Origin of the sequence: Pseudarthrobacter sp. CCNWLW217, assembly GCF_037203985.1 — a bacterium.
GTDB lineage: Bacteria > Actinomycetota > Actinomycetes > Actinomycetales > Micrococcaceae > Arthrobacter.
Map to the genome: position 1 here is coordinate 254415 of NZ_JBBCBT010000002.1, position 21473 is coordinate 275887.

At 64.2% G+C, this 21473-nt stretch carries 20 protein-coding genes and 1 tRNA gene; 11 read left to right on the top strand and 10 right to left on the bottom strand.

Going from position 1 to position 21473, the window contains the following annotated elements; translation table 11 throughout:
- Nucleotides 1-55 precede the first annotated feature (55 nt).
- The 3 genes from V9L18_RS03730 to V9L18_RS03740 are packed head-to-tail and all read left to right on the top strand — an operon-like array spanning nt 56 to nt 2733.
- Nucleotides 56-1042, top strand: coding sequence for a metal ABC transporter solute-binding protein, Zn/Mn family (locus tag V9L18_RS03730; protein WP_337345820.1), 987 nt, complete (start codon nt 56-58; stop codon nt 1040-1042).
- Nucleotides 1043-1858 carry a metal ABC transporter ATP-binding protein gene (locus V9L18_RS03735; protein ID WP_337345821.1) on the top strand — a complete coding sequence of 272 codons (816 nt, stop codon included), beginning with the start codon at nt 1043-1045 and terminating at the stop codon, nt 1856-1858.
- Complete coding sequence (locus V9L18_RS03740; RefSeq protein WP_337345822.1) at nt 1858-2733, top strand: metal ABC transporter permease; 876 nt, start codon at nt 1858-1860, stop codon at nt 2731-2733. Before V9L18_RS03735 ends, V9L18_RS03740 begins: the two co-directional genes overlap by 1 nt.
- A gap of 43 nt (nt 2734-2776) precedes the next feature.
- Here V9L18_RS03740 and V9L18_RS03745 read toward each other — a convergent pair whose 3' ends face one another.
- Nucleotides 2777-3256 carry a Fur family transcriptional regulator gene (locus V9L18_RS03745; protein WP_337345823.1) on the bottom strand — a complete coding sequence of 160 codons (480 nt, stop codon included), beginning with the start codon at nt 3254-3256 and terminating at the stop codon, nt 2777-2779.
- A 111-nt stretch (nt 3257-3367) separates the two neighbouring features.
- Between V9L18_RS03745 and V9L18_RS03750 the strand changes: the two genes are divergently transcribed.
- Entirely contained in the window at nt 3368-4024 is a 657-nt protein-coding gene (locus V9L18_RS03750; protein ID WP_337345824.1) for an MBL fold metallo-hydrolase, read from the top strand.
- On the opposite strand, the gene V9L18_RS03755 is transcribed toward V9L18_RS03750, so the two are convergent.
- Nucleotides 4021-5100: a PLP-dependent cysteine synthase family protein gene (locus tag V9L18_RS03755; protein WP_337345825.1), complete on the bottom strand. Its 1080-nt coding sequence runs from the start codon at nt 5098-5100 to the stop codon at nt 4021-4023. The two genes, V9L18_RS03750 and V9L18_RS03755, sit on opposite strands and share 4 nt — an antisense overlap.
- An 83-nt stretch (nt 5101-5183) precedes the next feature.
- On the opposite strand from V9L18_RS03755, the gene V9L18_RS03760 reads away from it, so the two are divergent.
- From V9L18_RS03760 to V9L18_RS03770, 3 genes are all read left to right on the top strand, one after another.
- Complete coding sequence (locus V9L18_RS03760; RefSeq protein ID WP_337345826.1) at nt 5184-6023, top strand: sulfurtransferase; 840 nt, start codon at nt 5184-5186, stop codon at nt 6021-6023.
- Between the two features lie 63 nt (nt 6024-6086).
- Nucleotides 6087-7247, top strand: a complete 1161-nt coding sequence (locus V9L18_RS03765; RefSeq protein WP_337345827.1) for an NAD(P)-dependent alcohol dehydrogenase — start codon at nt 6087-6089, stop codon at nt 7245-7247.
- Nucleotides 7244-7675: an HIT family protein gene (locus V9L18_RS03770; RefSeq protein ID WP_337345828.1), complete on the top strand. Its 432-nt coding sequence runs from the start codon at nt 7244-7246 to the stop codon at nt 7673-7675. Before V9L18_RS03765 ends, V9L18_RS03770 begins: the two co-directional genes overlap by 4 nt.
- A gap of 51 nt (nt 7676-7726) precedes the next feature.
- Here V9L18_RS03770 and hrpA read toward each other — a convergent pair whose 3' ends face one another.
- Nucleotides 7727-11674 carry an ATP-dependent RNA helicase HrpA gene (hrpA, locus tag V9L18_RS03775; RefSeq protein ID WP_443197926.1) on the bottom strand — a complete coding sequence of 1316 codons (3948 nt, stop codon included), beginning with the start codon at nt 11672-11674 and terminating at the stop codon, nt 7727-7729.
- 243 nt (nt 11675-11917) lie between these two features.
- Nucleotides 11918-12085, bottom strand: coding sequence for a hypothetical protein (locus tag V9L18_RS03780; protein WP_337345829.1), 168 nt, complete (start codon nt 12083-12085; stop codon nt 11918-11920).
- Nucleotides 12086-12166: 81 nt separating this feature from the next.
- Between V9L18_RS03780 and V9L18_RS03785 the strand changes: the two genes are divergently transcribed.
- Nucleotides 12167-13135: a GlxA family transcriptional regulator gene (locus V9L18_RS03785; protein WP_337345830.1), complete on the top strand. Its 969-nt coding sequence runs from the start codon at nt 12167-12169 to the stop codon at nt 13133-13135.
- A 36-nt stretch (nt 13136-13171) separates the two neighbouring features.
- On the opposite strand, the gene V9L18_RS03790 is transcribed toward V9L18_RS03785, so the two are convergent.
- Nucleotides 13172-13474: a protealysin inhibitor emfourin gene (locus V9L18_RS03790; protein WP_337345831.1), complete on the bottom strand. Its 303-nt coding sequence runs from the start codon at nt 13472-13474 to the stop codon at nt 13172-13174.
- Between the two features lie 59 nt (nt 13475-13533).
- The gene (locus tag V9L18_RS03795; protein ID WP_337345832.1) at nt 13534-14592 is read right to left on the bottom strand and encodes a M4 family metallopeptidase; all 1059 of its coding nucleotides are present in this window, start codon (nt 14590-14592) and stop codon (nt 13534-13536) included.
- Nucleotides 14593-14816: 224 nt separating this feature from the next.
- Between V9L18_RS03795 and V9L18_RS03800 the strand changes: the two genes are divergently transcribed.
- The 3 genes from V9L18_RS03800 to V9L18_RS03810 all read left to right on the top strand — a co-directional run bounded on the left by V9L18_RS03800 (nt 14817) and on the right by V9L18_RS03810 (nt 18139).
- On the top strand, nt 14817-16304 hold the full coding sequence (locus tag V9L18_RS03800; protein ID WP_337345833.1) for an HNH endonuclease signature motif containing protein: 1488 nt from the start codon (nt 14817-14819) through the stop codon (nt 16302-16304).
- Between the two features lie 252 nt (nt 16305-16556).
- On the top strand, nt 16557-17210 hold the full coding sequence (locus tag V9L18_RS03805) for a DUF6318 family protein (RefSeq protein ID WP_337345834.1): 654 nt from the start codon (nt 16557-16559) through the stop codon (nt 17208-17210).
- A gap of 134 nt (nt 17211-17344) precedes the next feature.
- Nucleotides 17345-18139, top strand: a complete 795-nt coding sequence (locus V9L18_RS03810) for a hypothetical protein (protein ID WP_337345835.1) — start codon at nt 17345-17347, stop codon at nt 18137-18139.
- Between the two features lie 118 nt (nt 18140-18257).
- Here V9L18_RS03810 and V9L18_RS03815 read toward each other — a convergent pair.
- From V9L18_RS03815 to V9L18_RS03830, 4 genes are all read right to left on the bottom strand, one after another.
- Nucleotides 18258-18330, bottom strand: a tRNA-Arg gene (locus V9L18_RS03815).
- Nucleotides 18331-18409: 79 nt separating this feature from the next.
- Nucleotides 18410-19960, bottom strand: coding sequence for a ferredoxin--NADP reductase (locus V9L18_RS03820; RefSeq protein ID WP_337345836.1), 1551 nt, complete (start codon nt 19958-19960; stop codon nt 18410-18412).
- Nucleotides 19957-20829, bottom strand: a complete 873-nt coding sequence (locus tag V9L18_RS03825; RefSeq protein ID WP_337345837.1) for an FAD:protein FMN transferase — start codon at nt 20827-20829, stop codon at nt 19957-19959. Before V9L18_RS03825 ends, V9L18_RS03820 begins: the two co-directional genes overlap by 4 nt.
- 3 nt (nt 20830-20832) lie before the next feature.
- Entirely contained in the window at nt 20833-21321 is a 489-nt protein-coding gene (locus V9L18_RS03830) for an FMN-binding protein (protein WP_337345838.1), read from the bottom strand.
- Nucleotides 21322-21473: the final 152 nt, after the last annotated feature.

The following is a 21473-nucleotide window of genomic DNA, read 5'->3' on the forward strand; positions in this document are numbered from 1 at the left end:
GGAGATAGACTTTCCGGAGTTGCTTTTGTCCCTCCTGAACTGATCTGAGGTTTCCGTGCGCCGTCCATCCGCCGCCCGTGCATCCCTGGCCGCCCTCGCCGGCCTTGGCCTGATGCTGTCTGCATGCTCTGCTGAGGGGGCGCCCTCCGGCGCCTCTTCGGCCGCCGAGGGAATCAATGTGGTTGCCTCCACGAACGTCTACGGCGACATTGCCAAGGCCATCGGTGGCGACAAGGTCAACGTCACGGCGATCATCAACAAGACCAGCCAGGACCCGCATTCCTACGAGGCGACCGCCCAGGACCGGCTGGTAGTGTCCAAGGCCAACCTCGTCATTGAGAACGGTGGCGGCTACGACGGCTTTATCCACACGCTCGCAGACGACAGCAAGATCCCCCACGACAGCATTGTCAGTGCCGTGGAAGTATCGGGACTGGCGCCGGAGGAGGAAGCATCCGAGCCTGCGGCTGCGGAAGCCACCGAGCCGGCTGACGACCACGTCCACGATCACGGCGAGTTCAACGAACACGTGTGGTACAGCCTCTCTGCGATGGGGAAGCTGGCAGATGTCCTCGCTGCCAAGTTCGGTGAAGCCGAGCCGGGCTCAGCTGCCACTTTCGAGGCGAACGCAGCCACGTTCAAGTCCGGCCTGGAGGGGCTCACGGGTAAAATGGCAGCATTGTCGGCGGCCGATGCCGGAGCTCCTGTTGCAGTTACTGAGCCAGTTCCGTTGTACCTGCTTGAGGCCGCCGGGCTGGAGAACAAGACACCGGAGGACTACACTGCAGCGATCGAAGAAGGCACTGACGTACCGCCAGCCGTGCTGAAGGCGGCAACCGATCTTGCCGGTTCCAAGGACCTGAGCTTCCTGGCGTACAACCTGCAGACCGAAGGTCCCCAGACCGAGGCGCTGAAGAAGGCGGCAGAAACAGCCGGCGTTCCGGTGGTCGACTTCAGCGAAACACTGCCGGAGGGCAAGACGTACCTGCAGTGGATGACGGACAATGTGGACAACATCAGCAAAGTTTTGGAGAAAAAGTAGTTGAAACCGGTTGTGAGCCTCCGTGGGGCGTCCCTGCAGTTTGGCAGGAGGGCGCTGTGGGAGGGTCTCGACCTGGACATCAGGCCCGGTGAATTTTTCGCCGTGCTTGGTCCCAATGGAAGCGGGAAAACCAGCTTCTTGAAAGTGCTGCTCGGGCTGCAGCAACTCCACTCGGGCACTGCCAGCCTCGGAGCGCACCCCGTGGAACGGGGGAGCCGGATGATCGGTTACATCCCGCAGCAGAAATCGTTCGCTGTGGACACGCCGATGCGTGCCAGGGACCTGGTGGGCCTGGGCGTCGATGGCCACCGGTGGGGCCTGCGCCTCGGGGCCGCCAAAGCAAACCGCAGGATCGACGAACTCCTGGAACTTGTCGGTGCCACGGACTACGCCAAGGTCCCGGTGGGGCAGCTCTCCGGCGGTGAGCAGCAACGACTTCGGGTAGCCCAGGCTCTGGCGACGGACCCGAAGGTCCTGTTGTGCGACGAGCCGCTCCTGTCCCTGGATCTTCACCACCAGCAGGCGGTCAGCGCCCTGATCAACAAGCAGTGCCGTGAACAGAACAGTGCAGTGGTGTTTGTGACCCACGAAATCAATCCGATCATCGATTACGTAGACCGCGTGCTGTATCTGGCCGGAGGCCGCTTCCGGGTAGGAACTCCCCAGGAAGTCATGACCACCGAGGTTCTCTCCGACCTCTATGGCAGCCATGTGGAGGTCATCCACGCCAACGGACGCATTGTCGTCGTCGGACTTCCGGACGCAACCACGCACCATCACGCGGATGTCCACGCCACCGCCGCTGAGGTGGCGTGATGGACGCCGACAGCATCATCGGGTCGATCTTCAGCTTCGAAAACTATGGCGAACTCCTGGTCCTGGTCCAGAACTCCATTTGGGCCGGCGCGGTCCTGGGGCTGCTGGGCGGCCTCGTCGGGACGTTTGTGATGAAGCGTGACCTCGCCTTTGCAGTTCACGGCATTTCCGAACTTTCCTTCGCCGGGGCTGCCTTTGCGCTGCTCATCGGCGCTGACATCGTCTTCGGCTCGCTCATTGGGTCAGTGGCGGCCGCGCTGCTCCTCGGGCTCATGGGCGTGCGGGCGCGGGACAAGAATTCGATCATTGGCGTGATCATGCCGTTTGGACTGGGGCTCGGCATCCTGTTCCTGTCGCTCTATGAAGGGCGGGCGGCGAATAAGTTCGGCCTGCTGACAGGCCAAATCGTCTCTGTCGACACGGTTCAGCTGCAGGCCCTGGCCGGGACAGCAGTGGTGGTCATGGTGGCGTTGGTGATCATCTGGCGGCCGCTGAACTTTGCCAGTGTCGACCCTGAGCTTGCCGAAGCCCGGGGGGTTCCCGTGCGGACCTTGGCCCTGGTCTTTATGGTCCTGCTGGGCGTGAGCGTGGCCCTGTCCATTCAGGTGGTGGGTGCCTTGCTGGTCCTGGCCCTGCTCATTACGCCGGCCGCAGCGGCTTTGCGGGTAACGTCCTCACCGGTGGTGGTGGTGGTGCTGAGCGTGGCATTTGCGATGACTGCGACCGTCGGAGGGATCTTGCTGGCACTGGGCGGCCGCATCCCGATCAGCCCCTATGTCACTACGCTGTCATTCGTCATCTATGTGGTGTGTCGGATCATCGGAACGGTCCGCGCCAAGCGCGGGCTAAACGGCCGGCTGCTGCACGCGGCCTGAGGATCTCCCGCGGATTCAGGTCCGTGTTCGACGACGGACCAGGCTACAGGAGCCCAGCGGCCTTGCGTGCCGTGCAGTCCGGGCACAGCCCAAAGATCTCCACGGTGTGCGCCACCTCTGTATAACCATGGTCCTTGGCTGTCCGCGCGGCCCACGTTTCGACGGCGGGTGCTTCGACCTCAACGGCTTTTCCGCAGTTCCGGCACAGGAGGTGGTGATGGTGGCCGGTTACGGCACAGCGGCGGTAGACGGCCTCACCCTCACCGTTGCGCAGAACATCCACGAGCCCGTCGTCAGCCAGCGACTGCAGGATCCGGTACGCCGTGGCGAGGGAGACGGAAACGCCCTGGTTCTGCAGGATGCGGTAGAGCTCCTGCGTGCTGACGAAGTCATCCAGTTCGTCCAGGGCAGCGCTGACGGCCAGGCGCTGCTTAGTGACGCGCTGCTCTTTGCCCGCGGCGGTGCCTGCCCGCGGCGCGGGGGTTGACGGCGTCGATTCGTCAGTCTTGGTGCCAAACGGCATGGATTGACTCGCTTCCCTGAGGGATGGTGGCAAAGATCCAGATTACCAGCCAGACCTTAGCGGGCAGGAGTTCCGTGGACACCTGCCCGGACAGGACCCTAGGCTGGCGCTATGAAGCTGACTAAATACACCCACGCCTGCGTCCGGCTCGAAGTAGACGGGCGTGTCCTGGTCCTTGACCCCGGCACGTTCTCCGAAGTGAAGGAAGCACTGGACGGCGCGCAGGCAGTGCTGATCACGCACGAGCACGGCGACCACGTGGACGTAGCCGCCCTGGTCAATGCCCTGCGGGGTGAAGGCGAGCTCGCTGTTTTCGCGCCTGCGGGGGTGGCAGGCAACCTGCGCGAGGAAGCGCCGCAAGCCGCAGACCGGATCCATTCGGTTGAACCCGGGACATCCTTTGACGCTGCCGGGTTCAGCGTCCGCAGCTTCGGCGGCCAGCATGCCCTGATCCATCCCCAGGTTCCCGTGGTGGCCAACGTAGGCTACCTCATTGACGAAAATGTCTATCACCCGGGCGACTCCTTCATCGTCCCGGACGGCATCAGCGTCAAGACGCTGCTGGTTCCCATCCATGCACCGTGGAACAAGGCCAGCGAAGTGGTGGACTTTGTCATCGGCGTCCGGGCACCGCAAGCCTTCCAGATCCACGATGGGCTCCTGAACGAGATGGGCCTGAAGATGGTGGAGTCTCATGTGACCCGGATCGGAGCCAAGTACGGCACGGAATTCACGCACCTGGCGGTCCGTGAAACAGTCGAAGTCTAGGGTGCCCAGATGCCGGTTTCGAAGAAGCGGCTGATGACTGCCTGATGGGGCTCGGGGTCCATCCCCTGGGTGGCCAGCCACGCCGGGTTGTAGTAGTTGCCCGCGTAGCGCTCGCCGCCGTCGCACATCAGCGACACAATACTTCCGCGCTGGCCCGTGGCGATCATCTCCGCCACCAGTTGCCAGACACCCCAGAGGTTGGTGCCGGTGGAAGGCCCTGCGTGCAGGTCCGTGAGTTCCCGAAGGTGCCGCATTGCGGCCACGGACGCGGCGTCAGGCACTTGGATCATGCGGTCGATGACAGATGGGACAAAGCTGGGTTCCATCCGCGGCCGCCCGATGCCTTCGATCCGCGAGGGAATGCCGGTGGTGAATTCCGGCACGCCGTCCCGCCAGCCGGGATAGAAAGCAGAGTTCTCCGGGTCAACCACTGCCAGAGAGGTGTCATGGGAGTGGTACCGGAGGTAGCGGCCGATCGTCGCGCTGGTTCCGCCAGTGCCGGCACCCACAACGATCCAGCGGGGGACCGGGTGCTCCTCCATGGACAGCTGATCGAAGATGGACTCTGCGATGTTGTTGTTGCCGCGCCAGTCGGTGGCCCGCTCGGCGTAGGTGAACTGGTCCATGTAGTGCCCGTTGCTGGTTGCTGCGACCTCCTCCGCAGCGGCGTAGACCTCGGACGCGTGGTCCACGAGCAGGCAGGCCCCGCCGAACTGTTCAATGAGGGCGATCTTTTCCGGGCTGGTGGTCCGGGCCATCACAGCAACGAAGGGCAGGCCCAGCAGCTGTGCGAAATAGGCTTCGGAGACGGCGGTGCTGCCGCTGGACGCCTCCACAATCGTGGTGTCCTCCCGGATCCAGCCGTTGACCAAGCCAAAGAGGAACAGGGAACGGGCCAGCCGGTGCTTGAGGCTGCCGGAGCGGTGGGTTGATTCGTCCTTGAGGTACAGCTGGACTCCCCAGTGCTCCGCAAGCGGCACCGAGTATAGGTGCGTATCCGCGGACCGGTTGTTTTCTGCGGTAATTTTCCTGATGGCCTGGTCAGCCCAGGCCCTGTCCGCGCGTGCGTTCTTCACCGGACCAGCCTACCCGCGCTGCCCGTTGGGCCCGGGCTAGAGTGGTCTGGTCAAAGCCCGAACCAACTACTCCTAGGAGCCGCATGGGACCCCTTCTGGATGTGGCCGCACTCGACGGCCGAATGAAAGCCGGCCAGCGCACCGTACTGCTGGACGTCCGGTGGCAACTGGGCGATCCCCATGGCCGCGAACACTATCTTGAAGAACACCTGCCCGGAGCAGTTTTTGTGGACCTGGCCACCGAACTGGCTGCCCCCGCCCAGCCGGAATATGGCAGGCACCCGCTTCCACCAGCTGAACAGTTCCAGGCCTCGGCTCGACGCTGGGGCATCTGCGACGGCGACATCGTCGTCGCTTACGACGACAGCGGGAACCTGGCTGCAGCACGGGTCTGGTGGATGCTGCGCAATGCCGGTTTCCCGGGCGTGTACCTGCTCGACGGCGGCTTGGCGGCGTGGCGCGGCGCTGGGCTACCTGTGCAACGCGGCAATGTGGAGGCAAGGCCGGGCAACGTCACCCTTGGTGATGGGGCAATGCCGGCCATCGATGCGGCCACAGCGGGCAGTTGGGCCGGCACCGGAGTCCTCCTGGACGCCAGGGCTGGCGAAAGGTACCGCGGGGAATTCGAACCGGTGGATCCGCGGGCTGGCCATATCCCGGGCGCCGTCAGTGCTCCGACGACGGAGAATGTTGATGCGTCGGGGCGGTTCCTCCCCGCCGACGAACTGCGGCGCCGCTTCACCACGCTGGGGATCTCCGGGGACGCCCCCGTGGCCGTGTACTGCGGTTCCGGCGTCACGGCCGCCCACGAGGTCGCGGCACTGGAGATTGCCGGCATCGCGGCGACGCTATACCCGGGTTCGTTCTCCGAATGGTCCAACAACCCTGCCTTGCCTGTGGTGACGGGCAGCGAGCCCCGCTAGCGCCTGCCCGGTGGAATGCCTCCCGAGTGGAAATATCCGGCAACACGGGGGTAGCGTCGCTGTATGACCCCTGGACGACCCGTACCGCCGCCCCTCGCCCGCCCGATTTTGCCGGCTCGCAGCTTCGAAAATGACAGCACGGTAAACGACAGCCTGGCGGCCGCCTATGGCGCCACGTCCGGGGAAAGCGGCCTGATCCCGCTGACCGTAGCAAGGCGGGCACTCAAGGCGGACGACGTCCGGATTGCCATTGACTTCTGCGGCCTCTGCCACTCGGATGTCCACGCCACCCGCGGGGAATGGGGCACCCAGCACTACCCCTTGGTTCCCGGGCACGAAATCGTCGGCAGCGTCAGTGCTGTCGGGTCGGCCGTGAACGACTTCGCGCCTGGAGATCTGGTAGGGGTTGGCTGCATGGTCGACTCGTGCCGGGAGTGCCGGAGTTGCCTGGACGGACAGGAACAGTACTGTGAAAACGGACTGACTGGGACCTATGGGGCGAAGGACGCCCGCAACGGTGGAGCGATCACCCAAGGCGGTTATTCGACGTCGGTAGTGGTGGACCGCCGGTACGTGGTCCGCGTGCCGGACAGCCTTGACCCTGCTGCCGTGGCGCCGCTCCTGTGTGCCGGTGTCACCACGTTTTCCCCGCTCCGCCATTTCGGCGTCAAGGAAGGGGACACAGTGGGCGTCGTGGGACTTGGCGGCCTGGGGCACATGGCGGTCAAGCTGGCCAAGGCCATGGGCGCCCGTGTGGTGGTCTTTACCACCTCCGAATCAAAAGTTCCCGCTGCGCTGGAACTGGGCGCGGACGAGGTGGTGTTGTCCCGGGACGCGGACGCGATGGCCGCCGCCGACCGCCGCATCGATGTCATCATCGACACCGTGGCCGCTCCACATGACTTGGACCCCTTCCTTCGCACCATCCGGCGGGACGGTGCGCTGTTCCAGCTGGGTTTGCCGTCAGAGACCATGCCACCGGTAAACCCGAGGGCGCTGATCCGTCGGCGGATCTCCTACACAGGCTCGCTGATCGGCAGCATCGCCGAGACCCAGGAGATGCTCGATTTCTGCGCTATGCATCATGTGGTGGCGGACATCGAACTGGTGCGCGCGGACCAGCTGAATGAGGCCTACGGCCGCATGGTGGCAGGCGACGTAAAATACCGGTTTGTGCTGGACACCAGCACCCTGCAGGCCCCGGCCGAGGAGGCAGACGCATGAGTACCCTGTTCACCAAAATCCTTAACGGCGAGATCCCCGGACGCTTCGTCTGGCGCGAGCCGGAGGTCGCCGCCTTCCTCACCACCGGGCCCCTGGCTGACGGGCACACCTTGGTGGTCCCCACAGAGGAAGTGGACCGCTGGACGGATGCGTCGCCGGAAACGCTCGCCAAGGTGATGGAAGTGGCGCGCCGGATCGGTGCGGTGCAGCTGGATATCTTCCCGGCGGAGCGTGCCGGGCTGATCGTGGCGGGGTACGAGATCAACCACTTCCATGTCCATGTGTGGCCATCCAGGAGCATGGCCGATTTTGATTTTGCTTCGGCCGACCAGCACCCTGACCCTGCCGTGCTGGACGCGAACGCCGAGAAGCTTCGCGAAGGTTTGCGGGCCGCCGGTTACGGGGAATTCGTACCTGGCGACGCCTAGCCCCGCTGATGCCCAGAGCCACTGATGCCCAGAGCCACTGAGGCCCACAGCCTAGGCCGGCGCGAGAGCTTTGTTGAGCACGGCGCGGATTCGTTTTTCGGACACTGAGTAGGCAGTCCCCAGCTCGACGGCGAAGAGGCTCACCCTGAGCTCTTCGATCATCCAGCGCACCTGGGCCAGCTCCGCACCTGCCCGGCGGCCAGGCAGCAGGGCCGACACCGCGTCGTCGTAGTCGTCTTCCAGGCGCTGGACGGCGGCCATGCTGAGGGCGTCGCGCTGGACGTTGCCTGGCAGCCGTTCCAGCCGTTTTTCGATGGCTGCCAAATATCGCGGCAGCTGGCTCAGCTGGGCATAGCCGGTGCGGGCCACAAAGCCCGGGAACACGAGTTGCTCCAATTGGCTCTTGATATCGTTCAGTGCGCTGATGAGGGCAAGGCTCGTGGTGCCCTTCAGCTGCTTCTCGATCCGCCGGGTGCTGGCAAGGATGCGTTCCACCACTGCCGTCACACTGAAGACGGTATCGATGAGTTCGGCGCGGACCTGCTCATACAGCGCATCGAAGGACGCCTGGTCCCACGGAAGTTCAGCCGGGACCAGTTTGTCTACGGCGGCCAAGGCACAGTCGGCGATGAGGGCGGAGACTGAACCGTGCGGGTTCTGGCTGAACGTCAGTTTTTCGGTGTTGTTGAGGTGCTCCAGGACGTAGCGGTCCGGTGCAGGAACGCGGAGGGCCAGAAGCCGGATCACTCCGCCCCTCATGGCCTCCAGCTGTTCCGAAGGTGTCTGGAAGACGCGTAGGGCCACGGAGGTCCCTTCGTCCACCAGTGCCGGATAGCCCGTTACAGTGTGGCCCTTGACGGTGTTGCTAACCTGCCGCTGCACCGTGCCGAACGTCCAGGAGGTCAGGCCGCTTTGCTCCTTGAACCCCGGCGTCGAGCCGTTGGCGCTGCCTCCTTCGGCCGCCGCAGGGGGGATTCCAGCGGCTTTGCCGCCGGATTTTGGGGCCGTCGTTCCAGGCGTGGCCCCCAGCGACTCAGCGATGGCACGGCGAGTCGCCGGCGCCAGCTTTTCCTGCAGGGCGGCCAGGTCCTTGCCTTCGTCCAGTACCTTGCCCTTGCTGTCCACCACCTTGAAGCTCACGCGCAGGTGGGAGGGCACGGCATCCCAGTTCCAGGACCCGGGCGGGATGATGTGGCCCCTGATCCGGCGGAGGGCCAGTTCGAGTGATGCTTCCAGCTCGTCGACGGCGGGGTCGAAGTCCGCTTCCAGGGCCGCCACTGCCTGGCGGGCCACATCTGGAGCGGGAACAAAGTTCTTCCGGATCTGCTTCGGCAGGGACTTGATCAAGGCCGCTACCAATTCGGCGCGTTGCCCGGGAATCAGCCAGCGGAACGCTGCATCATCGAGCTGGTTCAGGAAGAGCACCGGCACTTCGGCCGTGACGCCGTCGGACGGGTTGGGCGGCGAGCCGGGCGCCACCGGATGGAACTCGTAGCTGAGCGGCAGCTCGAACCCCTTGTGCAGGAGGGTCTTTGGGTACGCGGCCTCGTCCAGGTCGTCGGCGTCGTCATTGAGCAGCAGCGACTTGTCGTAGTCCAGGAGGTCCGGATTCTTCTGCCGGGCCTCCTTCCACCACTTGTCAAAGTGCCGCTCGGACACAACTTCGGGGCCAATCCGGGCGTCGTAGAACTCAAACAGGGTTTCGTCGTCCACCAGCAGGTCACGGCGGCGCATCCTGGCTTCGAGCTCCTCGACTTCAAGGAGGAGGGCGCGGTTGCGGTGGAAGAACTTATGGTGCGTTTTCCAGTCGCCCTCAACCAATGCATGCCTGATGAAGAGCTCGCGGGCCAGGACGGGATCCACCCGGCTGTAGTTGACCCGGCGCTTCGGGATGATGGGCACGCCGTAGAGCGTGACCTTCTCGTAGGCCATCACCGCGCCCATCTTGGTGGACCAGTGCGGTTCGCTGTAAGTGCGCTTGACGAGGTCCGGCGCAACCTGTTCGGCCCAAACGGGATCGAACTTGGCGGCCACCCGTGCCCAGAGACGGCTGGTTTCCACCAGCTCCGCCGCCATGACGAACGTAGGCGACTTCTTGAACAACGCTGAGCCGGGGAAGATCGCAAAGCGGCTTCCCCGGGCGCCCACGTATTCGCGTTTGCGTTCGTCGAGGATGCCGATGTGGCTGAGCAAGCCGGAGAGCAGGCTGATATGGATGCCTTCGTGGTTGCCCACGGGGTCGGCGAGACGCTTGTTGTCCAGGCTGATGCCCAGCGGCCGGGCCAGCTGCCGGAGCTGGGCGAACAGGTCCTGCCATTCCCTGACGCGCAGGTAGTTGATGAACTCTGTGCGGCACAGGCGGCGGAACTGCGTGGATGAGAGTTCCTGCTGCTTCTCCTGCAGGTAGTTCCATAGGTTCAGGAAGCCTGTAAAGTCTGAGTTTTCATCGCGGAAGCGGGCGTGTTTCTCTGCGGCCAGCTGCTGCTTGTCCGTAGGACGCTCGCGCGGGTCCTGGATGGTAAGCGCTGCGGCAAGGATCATCACTTCACGGACGCAGCCGCGCTTGCCGGCCTCCACGATCATCCGGCCGAGCCGGGGATCGACTGGGAGCTGGGCGAGCTTCTGGCCGACGGCGGTCAGGCCGCCGCTCTTGGCGTCCGCTTGTGCGTTTTGCGGTCTGGCGGCACTCAAGGCGCCGAGTTCACGGAGGAGGGTGACGCCGTCGTTGATTGCCCGTGAGTCCGGCGGCTCAACAAACGGGAAATTCTCGACGTCCTTGGGCCCACGGGCCACCCCCATGGCGGTCATCTGGAGGATGACGGCGGCCAAGTTGGTCCGAAGGATTTCGGGGTCGGTGAAGAGGGGCCGGGACTCGAAGTCCTCTTCGGAGTACAGCCGGATGGCGATGCCGTCAGAAACGCGGCCACACCGGCCGGAGCGCTGGTTGGCGGAAGCCTGGGATACGCGTTCAATCGGGAGCCGCTGGACCTTGGTCCGGTGCGAATAGCGGGAGATCCGGGCTGTGCCGGTATCAATGACGTATTTGATGCCCGGAACGGTAAGGGAGGTCTCGGCGACGTTGGTGGCCAGCACGATCCGGCGTTTGCTGCCCGGGTGGAACACCTTGTGCTGTTCCTGCAGGCTGAGGCGGGCAAAGAGTGGCAGCACCTCGGTACCGGCAAGGCGCCGGTTGGACTGGATCCTGGCGTTGAGTGCCTCGGCCGCGTCACGGATCTCGCGCTCGCCCGAGAAGAAGATGAGGATGTCGCCGGGTGCCTCAGTGGCGAGTTCGTCGACGGCGTCGCAGACGGCGTCGAGTGGATCACGGTCCTCTTCGAGTTCGTCGTCGGAAGCGTCGGCGTCTTCGCCGTCTGCCGTGCCGCGTGCCGGCTGGGACAGCGGACGGTAGCGGATCTCCACCGGGAACGTTCGGCCTGAAACTTCGATGATGGGAGAGGGCTCGTCCTCGGAGCCAAAGTGCTTGGCGAAACGCTCCGGATCGATGGTGGCCGAGGTGATGATGATCTTCAGGTCGGGCCGCTGAGGGAGGATGCGCTTGAGGTAGCCAAGGATGAAGTCGATGTTGAGGCTTCGCTCATGGGCCTCGTCGATGATGATCGCGTTGTATTTCCGCAGCAGCTTGTCGCGCTGGATTTCCGCCAGGAGGATGCCGTCGGTCATGAGCTTAACCTTGGTGGACCGGCTGACTTCGCCGGTGAACCGGACCTGGAAGCCCACTTCCTGGCCAATTTCGACGCCGAGTTCCTCCGCGATACGCTCGGCTACCGTCCGTGCGGCCAGCCGCCGCGGCTGTGTATGACCGATCAGGCCGTTTTCGCCCAGGCCCAGTTCCAGGCACATCTTGGGGATCTGGGTGGTCTTACCGGAGCCGGTCTCGCCGGCAATGATGGTCACCTGGTTGGCGGCGATGGCCGCCATCAGGTCCTCGCGGCGCTCGGAGACCGGCAGCTCTGCGGGGTAGGAAATGTGAAAGGTCATGGCTCGAACCAGTCTACTGTGGGCTCCGCTGGCTGTTATGACGCTGTTACGGCCCGCACCCGGGGCTGATCACCGCCGACACCGGGGCGGATGCCGCCGTCGTGCTTTACGCATGCTTCCGCCGTCGGACCATCACAGCCTACCCCTGGCGCCTGCACAGAGGAGGACCCGGCTCTGATGAGCCGGGTCCTTGGTGGTTGATGGATGCTTGGGCCGATGTCCTGCTCAGAACAGATGTCCTGTTCAGAAGAGACGGAGCGTGTAGCTGGTACTGGGCAGGTCCAAGGCGGACCAGGCCTGATGGGAGCTGACGGGCGGGTTATGGCCGAGGCCGTCGCGCAGAAGCGCTGAAACGGTGGCGGCGAGGACGATGAGGAGCAGGATGGCGATGATGATTCCGAAGATTTCCATGCCTCAATGCTGCTCCTGGCCGCCGCCAACCAACAGTGGCAGAAATGCCCAAAAAGCTATAATTTCTGCCACAATGGATGCATGCTCAAATCAGTGGCAGTCATCGTGGTTCCCAACTTTTCGATCTTCGAATTCGCTACGGCGTGCGAGGTATTCGGCATCGACAGGTCTGGTCGTGGCGGGATCGTGCCTGCGTTCGATTTCAGGGTCTGCACGCCTGAGCCTGGAAACCTCAGGCTCAAATCGGGCCTCTCCATGAACGTCTCCTTGGGGCTCGATGCCACGGCGGATGCGGACCTGGTGATTATGGCGCCGTACGGGCGGGACGAAGACGTTCCCGAATCCGTCCTGGAGGCGCTCCGTGCGGCCGATGCCAGGGGAGCCTGGGTTATGTCCATTTGCTCGGGTGCTTTTGCCCTTGCCCGCGCGGGCCTGCTCAACGGCCGGCGCTGCACAACGCACTGGCACTACTCGGGGGAGCTCGCCAGCCGCTATCCGGATGTGCAGGTGGACGAAAACGTGCTCTACGTCCAGGACGGGAACATCATCTCCAGTGCAGGCACGGCAGCCGGGATCGATGCCTGCCTCCATTTGGTCCGCGTGGAACTTGGCGCGAATGTGGCTGCCGCGATTGCGCGGGACATGGTGGTTCCGCCGCACCGCGACGGCGGCCAGGCGCAGTTTATCGACCGGCCCATGCCCACGTGCGGCTCCGCGCCGATGGAGGAGCTCCTTCGCTGGATGGTGCAGAACCTGGATCGCGAGCACACCGTCGGCGAGCTGGCGACCCGCGTGCACATGTCGGCCCGGACGTTCGCGCGCCGCTTCCGCTCCGAGACGGGCGCCACGCCGGCGGCATGGCTCAACTCACAGCGGGTCCTCCGGGCGCAGGAGTTGCTGGAATCGACGGACCTCAACATCGACGAGGTGGCCAGGGAATCCGGGTTCGGCCATCCGGTGCTGCTCCGGCACCACTTCGCCAAGGTGCTCGACACCAGCCCCCAGTCCTACCGCAGGGCCTTCCGGGGGCAGCTGGTGGAGGCGGGCTAGGCTGAGCCCGTCGTGCCATGCTGCGGGTGGTCTGCCCTAGGCAGGGTGGTCCTCGGCGGCCGCCCGGGCGCTGTCAACCAGCACGCGCCAAGGGCCGGTAACAGCCTGCTCGGGCAGTGCCGCCCGCCTTTGGCCGGCCCGGATTGCATAGATGAAACGGTCAGCCTGGTTCCCGGCAGCCTCCGCGGCTGCCGCCCTGACAGTTTTCGGCACCGCGTCCCAGGGGCATGCTTCGACAATGGGCTGCCACTGGTTCTTGGCGCTTTCGGTCTGGGCGTGCACTGTCCATACTCTTGTGACGGCGGCGATGCCGCCGCTTCGCTCCACACTGATCTTCATGGCCGGTCCCGGGCTTTCCTGCAGCCTGGCCGCTTGGTGGTGTGCGGCCGGGCATTCAACTAAAGCTTGACCTTCACAGTTTCCCACGCCTGCCGTACGGCGTCATGCTCGGGGGAACCGGTGCCAAAGAGCTCGACGGCGGATGCCGCCGTCGCCCTCGCGAAGACACTGAAGGTGGCTGTGGCTGGCAGTGAGCCGTCGGTAAGCGTCTCGTACCAGATCCGGCCGGGGGACTCCCAGGCATTTCCGCCCAACGACTCTGCGACGAGGTAAAAAGCGCGGTTGGGAATCCCTGAGTTGATGTGGACACCACCGTTGTCCGCGCTGGTGCGTACATAGGAATCCATGGAGTCCGGCTGTGGGTCCTTCCCGAGAACGTCGTCGTCGTATGCAGTGCCGGGGGCCTTCATGGAACGCAGGGCTGAACCCTCCACATGCTCAGTAAAGAGACCTTCGCCGATGAGCCAGCTGGCCTCCTTGAAGGACTGCTGCCTGAGGTATTGCTCCACCAGGGCACCAAAAACATCCGACATCGATTCGTTGATGGCGCCTGCCTGGTTGCGGTAGGCCAGCCCGGCAGAGTATTGCGTGACGCCGTGGGCGAGTTCATGGCCGATAACGCTGAGAGACCGGGTGAAGCGTTGGAATACCTCGCCATCGCCGTCGCCGAAAACCATCTGGCTGCCGTCCCAGAAGGCGTTGTCGTAGAGCTTTCCGAAATGGACCGTGGCGTCGAGGGGGAGACCCTCACCGTCGATGGAGTTCCGGCCAAAGACCTCAGCGTAGAGCCGGTGCGTGTGCCCTAGGCCGTCGTAAGCTTCGTTCGCCGCGTCGTCGCCCGAGTCCGGTTCACCTTCCTTTCGGACGAGCTTGCCGGGAAGTTTCTCGGCGCCTTGTGCGTCGTAGATGCTTCGGTGAGGCGGTCCCGGCTGGACCTGCCGAAGTCCCGGGGGAGTAACCCTGGCCGGCTGGGCTCGGGACTCCTGGACCGACCGGACATGGCTCAGTGCTTCTTTCGCGGCCCGGGCTGCGGCGGAAAACTGTGGTGCGTCCTGGCGGGCCAGCCGGCGCAGCAGGTACGGCGGAATGATGGAACAGAATGTGGCTGAAGCGTGCATGGCCTACCCCCTCAAGTTGGTTGAATCAGCCTACGAGGGGCCACCGACAAAGGGACTGCAGCCACACCCGTTTGACGCAAGGGGCGTAGATTTTTGGAAACCTTGGCGGGGGTCGCCTGGGTATAAGCGGGGAGCTCTGCGGCCATGTCCCTGGTGGTCGGGGGTTATCCACATAGGTGATGTGCTGGGCTGTTTTTGTTGGCGGGTCGCTGGATGATGGGGGTATGGGGATCCCGGGTGTTGAGGAGGCGGTTGAGGCCTTTGAGGCTGCTGCTGCGGAGTTTGCTGCCTTTGTGCGCCGGGGGCTGGGCGGCCGCGGTTCCCAGACGGGTTTCCAGACGGGTTCCGGGACGGCTTCCGGGGGTGGTGATCCTTTGCGGGGGCAGGCGGATGCGTGCCTGGACGGGCTGGGCGGTTCGGTCCGGGTGGAGGCGATGGTGGCGGCGTTCAGGGTGCGCCTGGCCGCCGCGTACGCGGGGAAGGCTGCGGCCCTGGACGGCCCGGTCAGGAGCCCTGGGGAACACACGGCCCAGGAGATGGGTGTGGTGTCCGAGGTCGCGTGTGCGCTGACGGTGAGTGAACGCTCGGCCTCTGCGCTGTTGGCGCAGGCCCATGAGCTGACCACTGCCTTGCCGCTGACGCTGGCCGCGCTGCAGTCCGGGGATCTGTCGTGGCAGCACGCGCGGATTATGGTCGATGAAACCACCGGGCTGGATGCGGCCGGGGCGGCGGCGTTGGAGGCCCGTTTCCTGGGCCCGGATGTGCCGGACCGGGTGCGGGAGTGCCCGGCCGGGGAGCTGGTCCCGTCCCGGTTCCGGGCCAAGGCGAGGACCTGGCGCGAACGCCACCACCCAGTCAGTATTGAAAGGCGCCATGCCAGGAGTGTGTTGGACCGGCGGTTGGAGTACGTCCCGGACCGGGACGGCATGGCCTGGCTTTCGGCCTACCTGCCCGCGGACCGGGCGGCCGGGATCTGGAACGGCATCACCGCCGCCGCCCGCACCCTCCAGGGCCCGGCCGAGACCCGCACCATGACCCAGCTCCGCGCCGACATCGCCGCCCAACTGCTCCTCAGCTCGGGCACCGCAGACGATACGTCAGTCGATGTATCAACGGCTGACGGCGGCCCCGCCGACGTCCTGCCGGGCAACGACTTGATGGCGGGGCGGGTCCCGTCGCCGGCGGCGCAGGTCCTGGTGACGGTGCCGGTGTTCGCCATGATGGGCCTCACCGACGAACCAGCCACCCTCGACGGGTACGGGCCAATCCCGGCATCGATGGCCCGGAGCCTGGTCGCCGACGGCGCCGGCTCGTTCCACCGCGTCCTCACCGACCCCCGCAACGGGGCACCACTGGAGATCGGCCGCCAAAGCTACCGGATCCCCGCCGCGATGCGCCAATGGCTCCGGCTCCGGGACGGCAAATGCCCCTTCCCCGGCTGCAACAACCAGTCCCTGGACAACGAAGCAGACCACCTCCTGGCCTGGGCAGACGGCGGCACCACCGGCATCAGCAACCTCGGCCAGCCCTGCCCCAAACACCACCGGCTAAAACACACCACCGCCTGGACACCCACCGAAGCCAGCATCGACAAACCACCCGGCTGGACCTCACCCACCGGACGCCACTACCAAAGCGAACACCAAGACTGGGAACCACCTATGTTGCCGGCGCAGGTTTTAGCGGCGAGCTGGAACGAGACACCGCCCTAGTTCGCCGGGGTGTGGCGACCACCCAGCCTTGTCACCATGCGCCCGGGGCGCATTGCTCGTTGGTGTGGCTTTCCTGCTGTTCTCTGTGCACGCCACTGGGCAGTCGCATATGTGACTTTCATGCGGATCGGAGGGCGATGGAGCCGACGAGGGGGCCTGTGGATAACTCTGAGCGCTGAACTGTCGCCTGGGCTAACCTTAAGGAATTGTTCGGAGCGAGGCATTGAAACACTATTGGGGGAATAGCTGCCCATGACATCGCACAACCTTTTTACGTCCCGGCGCGTGCGCCTGACCCCACTCGTAGTTGTTGCGGCGGCCGCTGTGGCGCTCTCGGGCTGCAACTCGGGCAGCGGTCCCAACAGCACTGGCACGTCACCTTCCGTGTCTGCCACAGAGTCGGTGACCCCGAGCGCCACGCCGACTCCCACCGCAGCCTACAAACCAGCTGACGCAACGGGCCCCGCACAGAACGTGCCCGTGCCCGTGTTGCCTGAGGTCGCTAAGACCGAGACGAAGGAAGGGCTGGAGGCATTCGTCACACACTGGTTCGCGCAACTAAGTTTTGCCTATCAAACCGGCGATATTTCGGGTGTCGAAGCGATAACCTCACCTGGTTGCGAGTTCTGCTCAAATATCACGTCCTCGTTGAAGACCAATTATCAAGGGGGGCGGTGGCTTGCGGGCGGCAAAATAATAGTGCCTTCAACGATGACAGTTTCTGAACCAGCCGCCGACGAGCTCTACCAAGTCATAGTGCAGGTTCAGCAAGCCACGATCACCTATCACGATCCGGGGGGTTCTGAATTCAGGGCTGCCACTGAGCCTTCTGACACCGCGAACGTTCTGCTGGTCAGCTTCAAGGACGCTGCCTGGCACGTTGATGGTTTGCACCCCCTGCGCTAATGACGCTGAAGAGGCCTTGGAGAATCCTCTGCGCTGGGATTTTGGCATTCACTCTAGGAGTTGCATGTCCGTCCCCATCCTTTGCCGACAGCGGAGCTGATTCAGGATTCGGCAATTCGGGAGTCGGGGTTACAGTGTGGGTCGTCGATCCTGTCACCGGAAAAGTCAATCCCGCCGAACCGGGAACCATTTCGAGCGATCCAAACCAGTACAAGTACGAACTCCAATGCCACCTCGGCGGGGGCGATTTCAATTCCGTCTGCCTGCGGGACCAAGTTGAGTGCAAAAGTGGGCCTGAGGGCAAGGCAGGCATTCCCGTCGTCTGGTTAAAGGCACCTCGCGGACTGGCCAACCCGGTATGGACGCACCACTCCGGCCCGACGTGCCTCTATGACGCGAAGCCCGAGGACCTGCTGCCACGTATTGCCGCGGACATTCAGCGCCAGTTCGAGAACTTGCCTGTCAAAGCAGGGTCCGTCGTGGCCCAGCCGAGCCCGCACACCCTCCGGGGCGCCGAGACGAACTTCTATGCCGACGCCACCGAGCAGCAGTTCGACGTCACCATGTTCGGGCAGCAGGTCCACGTCGTTGCAACACCGGTCCAGTACACGTGGAATTACGGCGACGGTACGGTGTTAGGCCCACAGCCATCGATGGGTGGACCACTTCCGCAGGAGCGCTGGGGCGAGAAAACACGGACCAGTCACGCCTACACGGCCACTGGAGACTTCCAAGTAGTCCTCACCACCTCATTCCGAGGGACGTACTCCGTCAACAACGGGCCACCATTGCCCATCCCCGGACAAGGCCAGTTCAGCGCCGCGCCCAAGACCATCAGCGTATGGCGGTCCATCACCCGCAACTACGCCGACGACTGCAACCAGAATCCCCAAGGCCAAGGCTGCCCCGGAGTGCCGTCAGCGCCCTAACGCCGCATCATGGGCCTCAATTCGCGAAGGCCGGGCAATCACGGGTGCCAGTAGTGTGCGTGCCCTGGGCGGAAACAGAAAACCCCCGCCGCTTCTCCAAGCGGCAGGGGTTTCATTGTGCCCTCGATAGGATTCGAACCTACGACCTTCTGCTCCGGAGGCAGACGCTCTATCCCCTGAGCTACGAGGGCAATTCAGGGTTCCTGCCGTTGCCAGCGGGACGTCCTAGAGCTTAGCAGGAAGGTGGCCTGCAAGGAAAAACGCCACGCCTCAGTAGCCGGAAAACGAGTCCACATGCACTCGGCGTGCCCCGGCCTCCCTGGCCGCGCGGCGGAGTGAAGCCACGCTGGCAGGAGATCCTGAGATGTAGACGCTGCGTCCGGCGATATCGGGCACAAGGGCCTGCAATGAAGCCCCATCCAGCCGGCCAGCTCCGGTATTGGTTCCTGCTTCGGTGATGAACGACGGCGGGGCGGAACCGTCCGCGAGTCGGGCAATGATCCGCGCCCCCGACGTACGAAGCTCATCGGCGTAGGCAATCTCTTCGGCATTTCTTGCCAGCAGCAGCAACACCACGTCCCGGTCCTTGGCTGCGCCGGAGGCCAGGTGTGCCAGATAGGGAGTGATGCCGATCCCGGCAGCTATCAGCAGCAGCGGCCTGGCCGGATCCCGCGGCAGCACGAAGTCGCCTCCCACCGATGTGGCGGTCACTTGGTCGCCCGGCTTCAGCCCCAGCAGGACTTTCTTGGCGGCTGACAAGGGGTCAGCTGTCCGGACCCCGAACTTCACCTCATCCGAACCGGGCGCGCTGGTCAGGCTGAACACCCGGCGTCGGCCCTTCCCGTCCGACTTGGCGTGCGGCAGATCAAGTTCCATGTACTGGCCCGGTACAAAGCGCACAGGCCGGGACGGCTCAAACGCAAATTCTGTGGTGCTCGGCGTCAGGGGCCTGGAACCGGTGAAGCGCAGCTTCAGCCCGCCCCGCTGGCCCACCAGGAAGGCCAGCAAGTTGCCGAGCAGCAGTGCCAGCTCCGGCGAGTTGGCAACGAAGCCCAAGTTGTACGGCACCGCAAACACCACGCCCACCACCGCGCCCAGCGCCAGCTGTTGCCAACGGCGCGGCGGCAGCGTCAGCGGCTCGGTCAGCATAAAGCCCACGAAAAACAGGAGCGGGCGTTGGGCGAAGGCCTGCCAGAGGGCGCTGCCGAAAGAGAGTCCGGCTTGCAGCAGTTCCGTCGTGATAATCGCAGTCGCAACCACGAGGAACACAGTTGCCATCAGAAATTTGCGGGTTCGGTAGAGCACCAGAAGGATTCCAGGGACCAGCAGCCACAGCATTGCAGGGGTCGCCGCCCACCACGTTGCAATGTTCAAACCTGTCAGCCCCGTGACGAACGCGCCGGCTGCTGCCGGGTTGAAGATGTGCCGGCCACGCCAGGCAAGCGCGTACTTTGACGCGGAGGCAAGGACGCACGCCAGTGCCACGCCTGCCATATCCATGGGCGCGAAGGTCGGCCAGAACAGGAAGTAGAGAAGCAAACCAGTGATGAGTGACGACTCAGAATGCGGCCGCACACGGAACAGTGCAGCAAGCCCGCGGTTGGAGACATAGGTCAAACCAAGGCACAGAACCAGGTGGACCAGCATCTGCGGGATGCCGAACGTGAGCCAGCCGAGGGCGTTCAGGAGGAGGCTATACGCGGTGAGGACGGACAGCACCAGGAGGATGAGCCGGTACATCGTGTACTTGCCCAACAGGGTGTCCAGCCGGCCTGCCGGGGAAACGGCTGCCCCTGTCTTGGGTGCGTCAACGGGGCTCATGTGAACAGTGTCCCTTCAAATCCTGCCGAATGGGCGGCGCTACCATCAGAAAATACCGTCAGCCACGAAAAGTCGAAGGACTCTTCCAACACAGCGCCGGGTGCGAAGAATAGCGCCGTTGCCAGCGCGTCAGCCACCATGGTGCTTTCCGCCATGGTCCAGGTGGCCACGGCAGTAGTGGCCGGACGTCCGGTGGTGCCGTCCAGCACGTGATGCAGGCCGTCGCCCCACGCCCGGCGGTTCGACGCCGATGCACACAACGCCCCGCCCGCCAGCGACACTTTTCCGATGGCCTTGGATGGGTCATAGGGATGCTCCAATGCCACTATGACGGCATCGGAGCCGCTGTGAAGCAGGTCCCCGCTGGCATCAATCAGGAAGTCCTGCTCGGCGTGTGAGCGCAGTTCCGCCGCCAAGAGATCCACTAGCTGTCCCTTGCCGGCCGCTCCAATGTCCAGGACAAGGGGCACGCTGGTGGTGAGCACGTCGCCATCCCAGTCCAGTGCATCCTCCCAGCGGAGGGCGGGAACCGGCGAACCCGCGGGACGAAGGGAATATGAGGAGTCGTACCCCAACCGCTCAAGGCTGCCGCCGATCAAAGGAGTCATGGCGCCGGCCGTGATGTCGTAAAGCTCGCAGTACAGGCGGCCAAGAGCCGCGGCTTCTTCCGAAAACCGATACCGCCCGGGCTGCCGGGCCATGGCACCCACCGTTGAATCGGGTCGGAACCGGGACCAGTCGCCGTCGTACCGCTCCACCACGGCCAGCAGCCTCGCGCGGAGGGAGCCGTCAAGCGGCCGGGGCGCGGAGATTTCCCAACGGGTACCGATCCCGTCGAAACTGAACCCGTCCCAGTCCGGCTGCGGCACGTCCTACTTTGCCTCTGCCTTGATCTTTTCGAGTGCCTGGTTGAAGCCGCCGCTGGTGAGCGAGGACCCTGCCACCTTGGAAACGTTCAGTTCGTCGATGCTCTTTCCCACGATTTGCGCTGCGATCCCGCCGGCAAATTCGCCCTGGAATTTCCGCGTGTTCGGGTTCGAGGGATGCTGGGTGATGTTCACAGCCGTGACATTGCCCGAAGCAAGGGTCAGTTCAACACCAACAGTTTCGGTACCGTTCGGGGAAACATAGGTGCCGTCCGCGCTATATGTACCGTCCTGGTAGACGGAACCACTGCTGGCGAGCGACGAGGAAGTGCCCGAAGGGGAGGTGGTGGATGGCGCGGCCGACGTTGCAGGCGAACTGTTGCCGGTGGTAGCCGGCGTGTCCTGTGTAGCGGACGGCGCGCAGCCGGCCACCGTTCCTGCGAGGGAAAGGCCAGCGATACCGGCGAAAACACTCTTGCGGACTGACGGTCTCATGAATGGGTCTCGTTTCGTGGGCTGGGTGCTTACGGTGTTCTCAACGTCGGATTCACCGTAATGGTTCACCCTGTGATTCAGCCGTGCAACTGCTGTGAGGAAAATCGCTGTTGCCTGGTCGAGTTAGTGCCGGTCACGCGCAACGCTCAAAT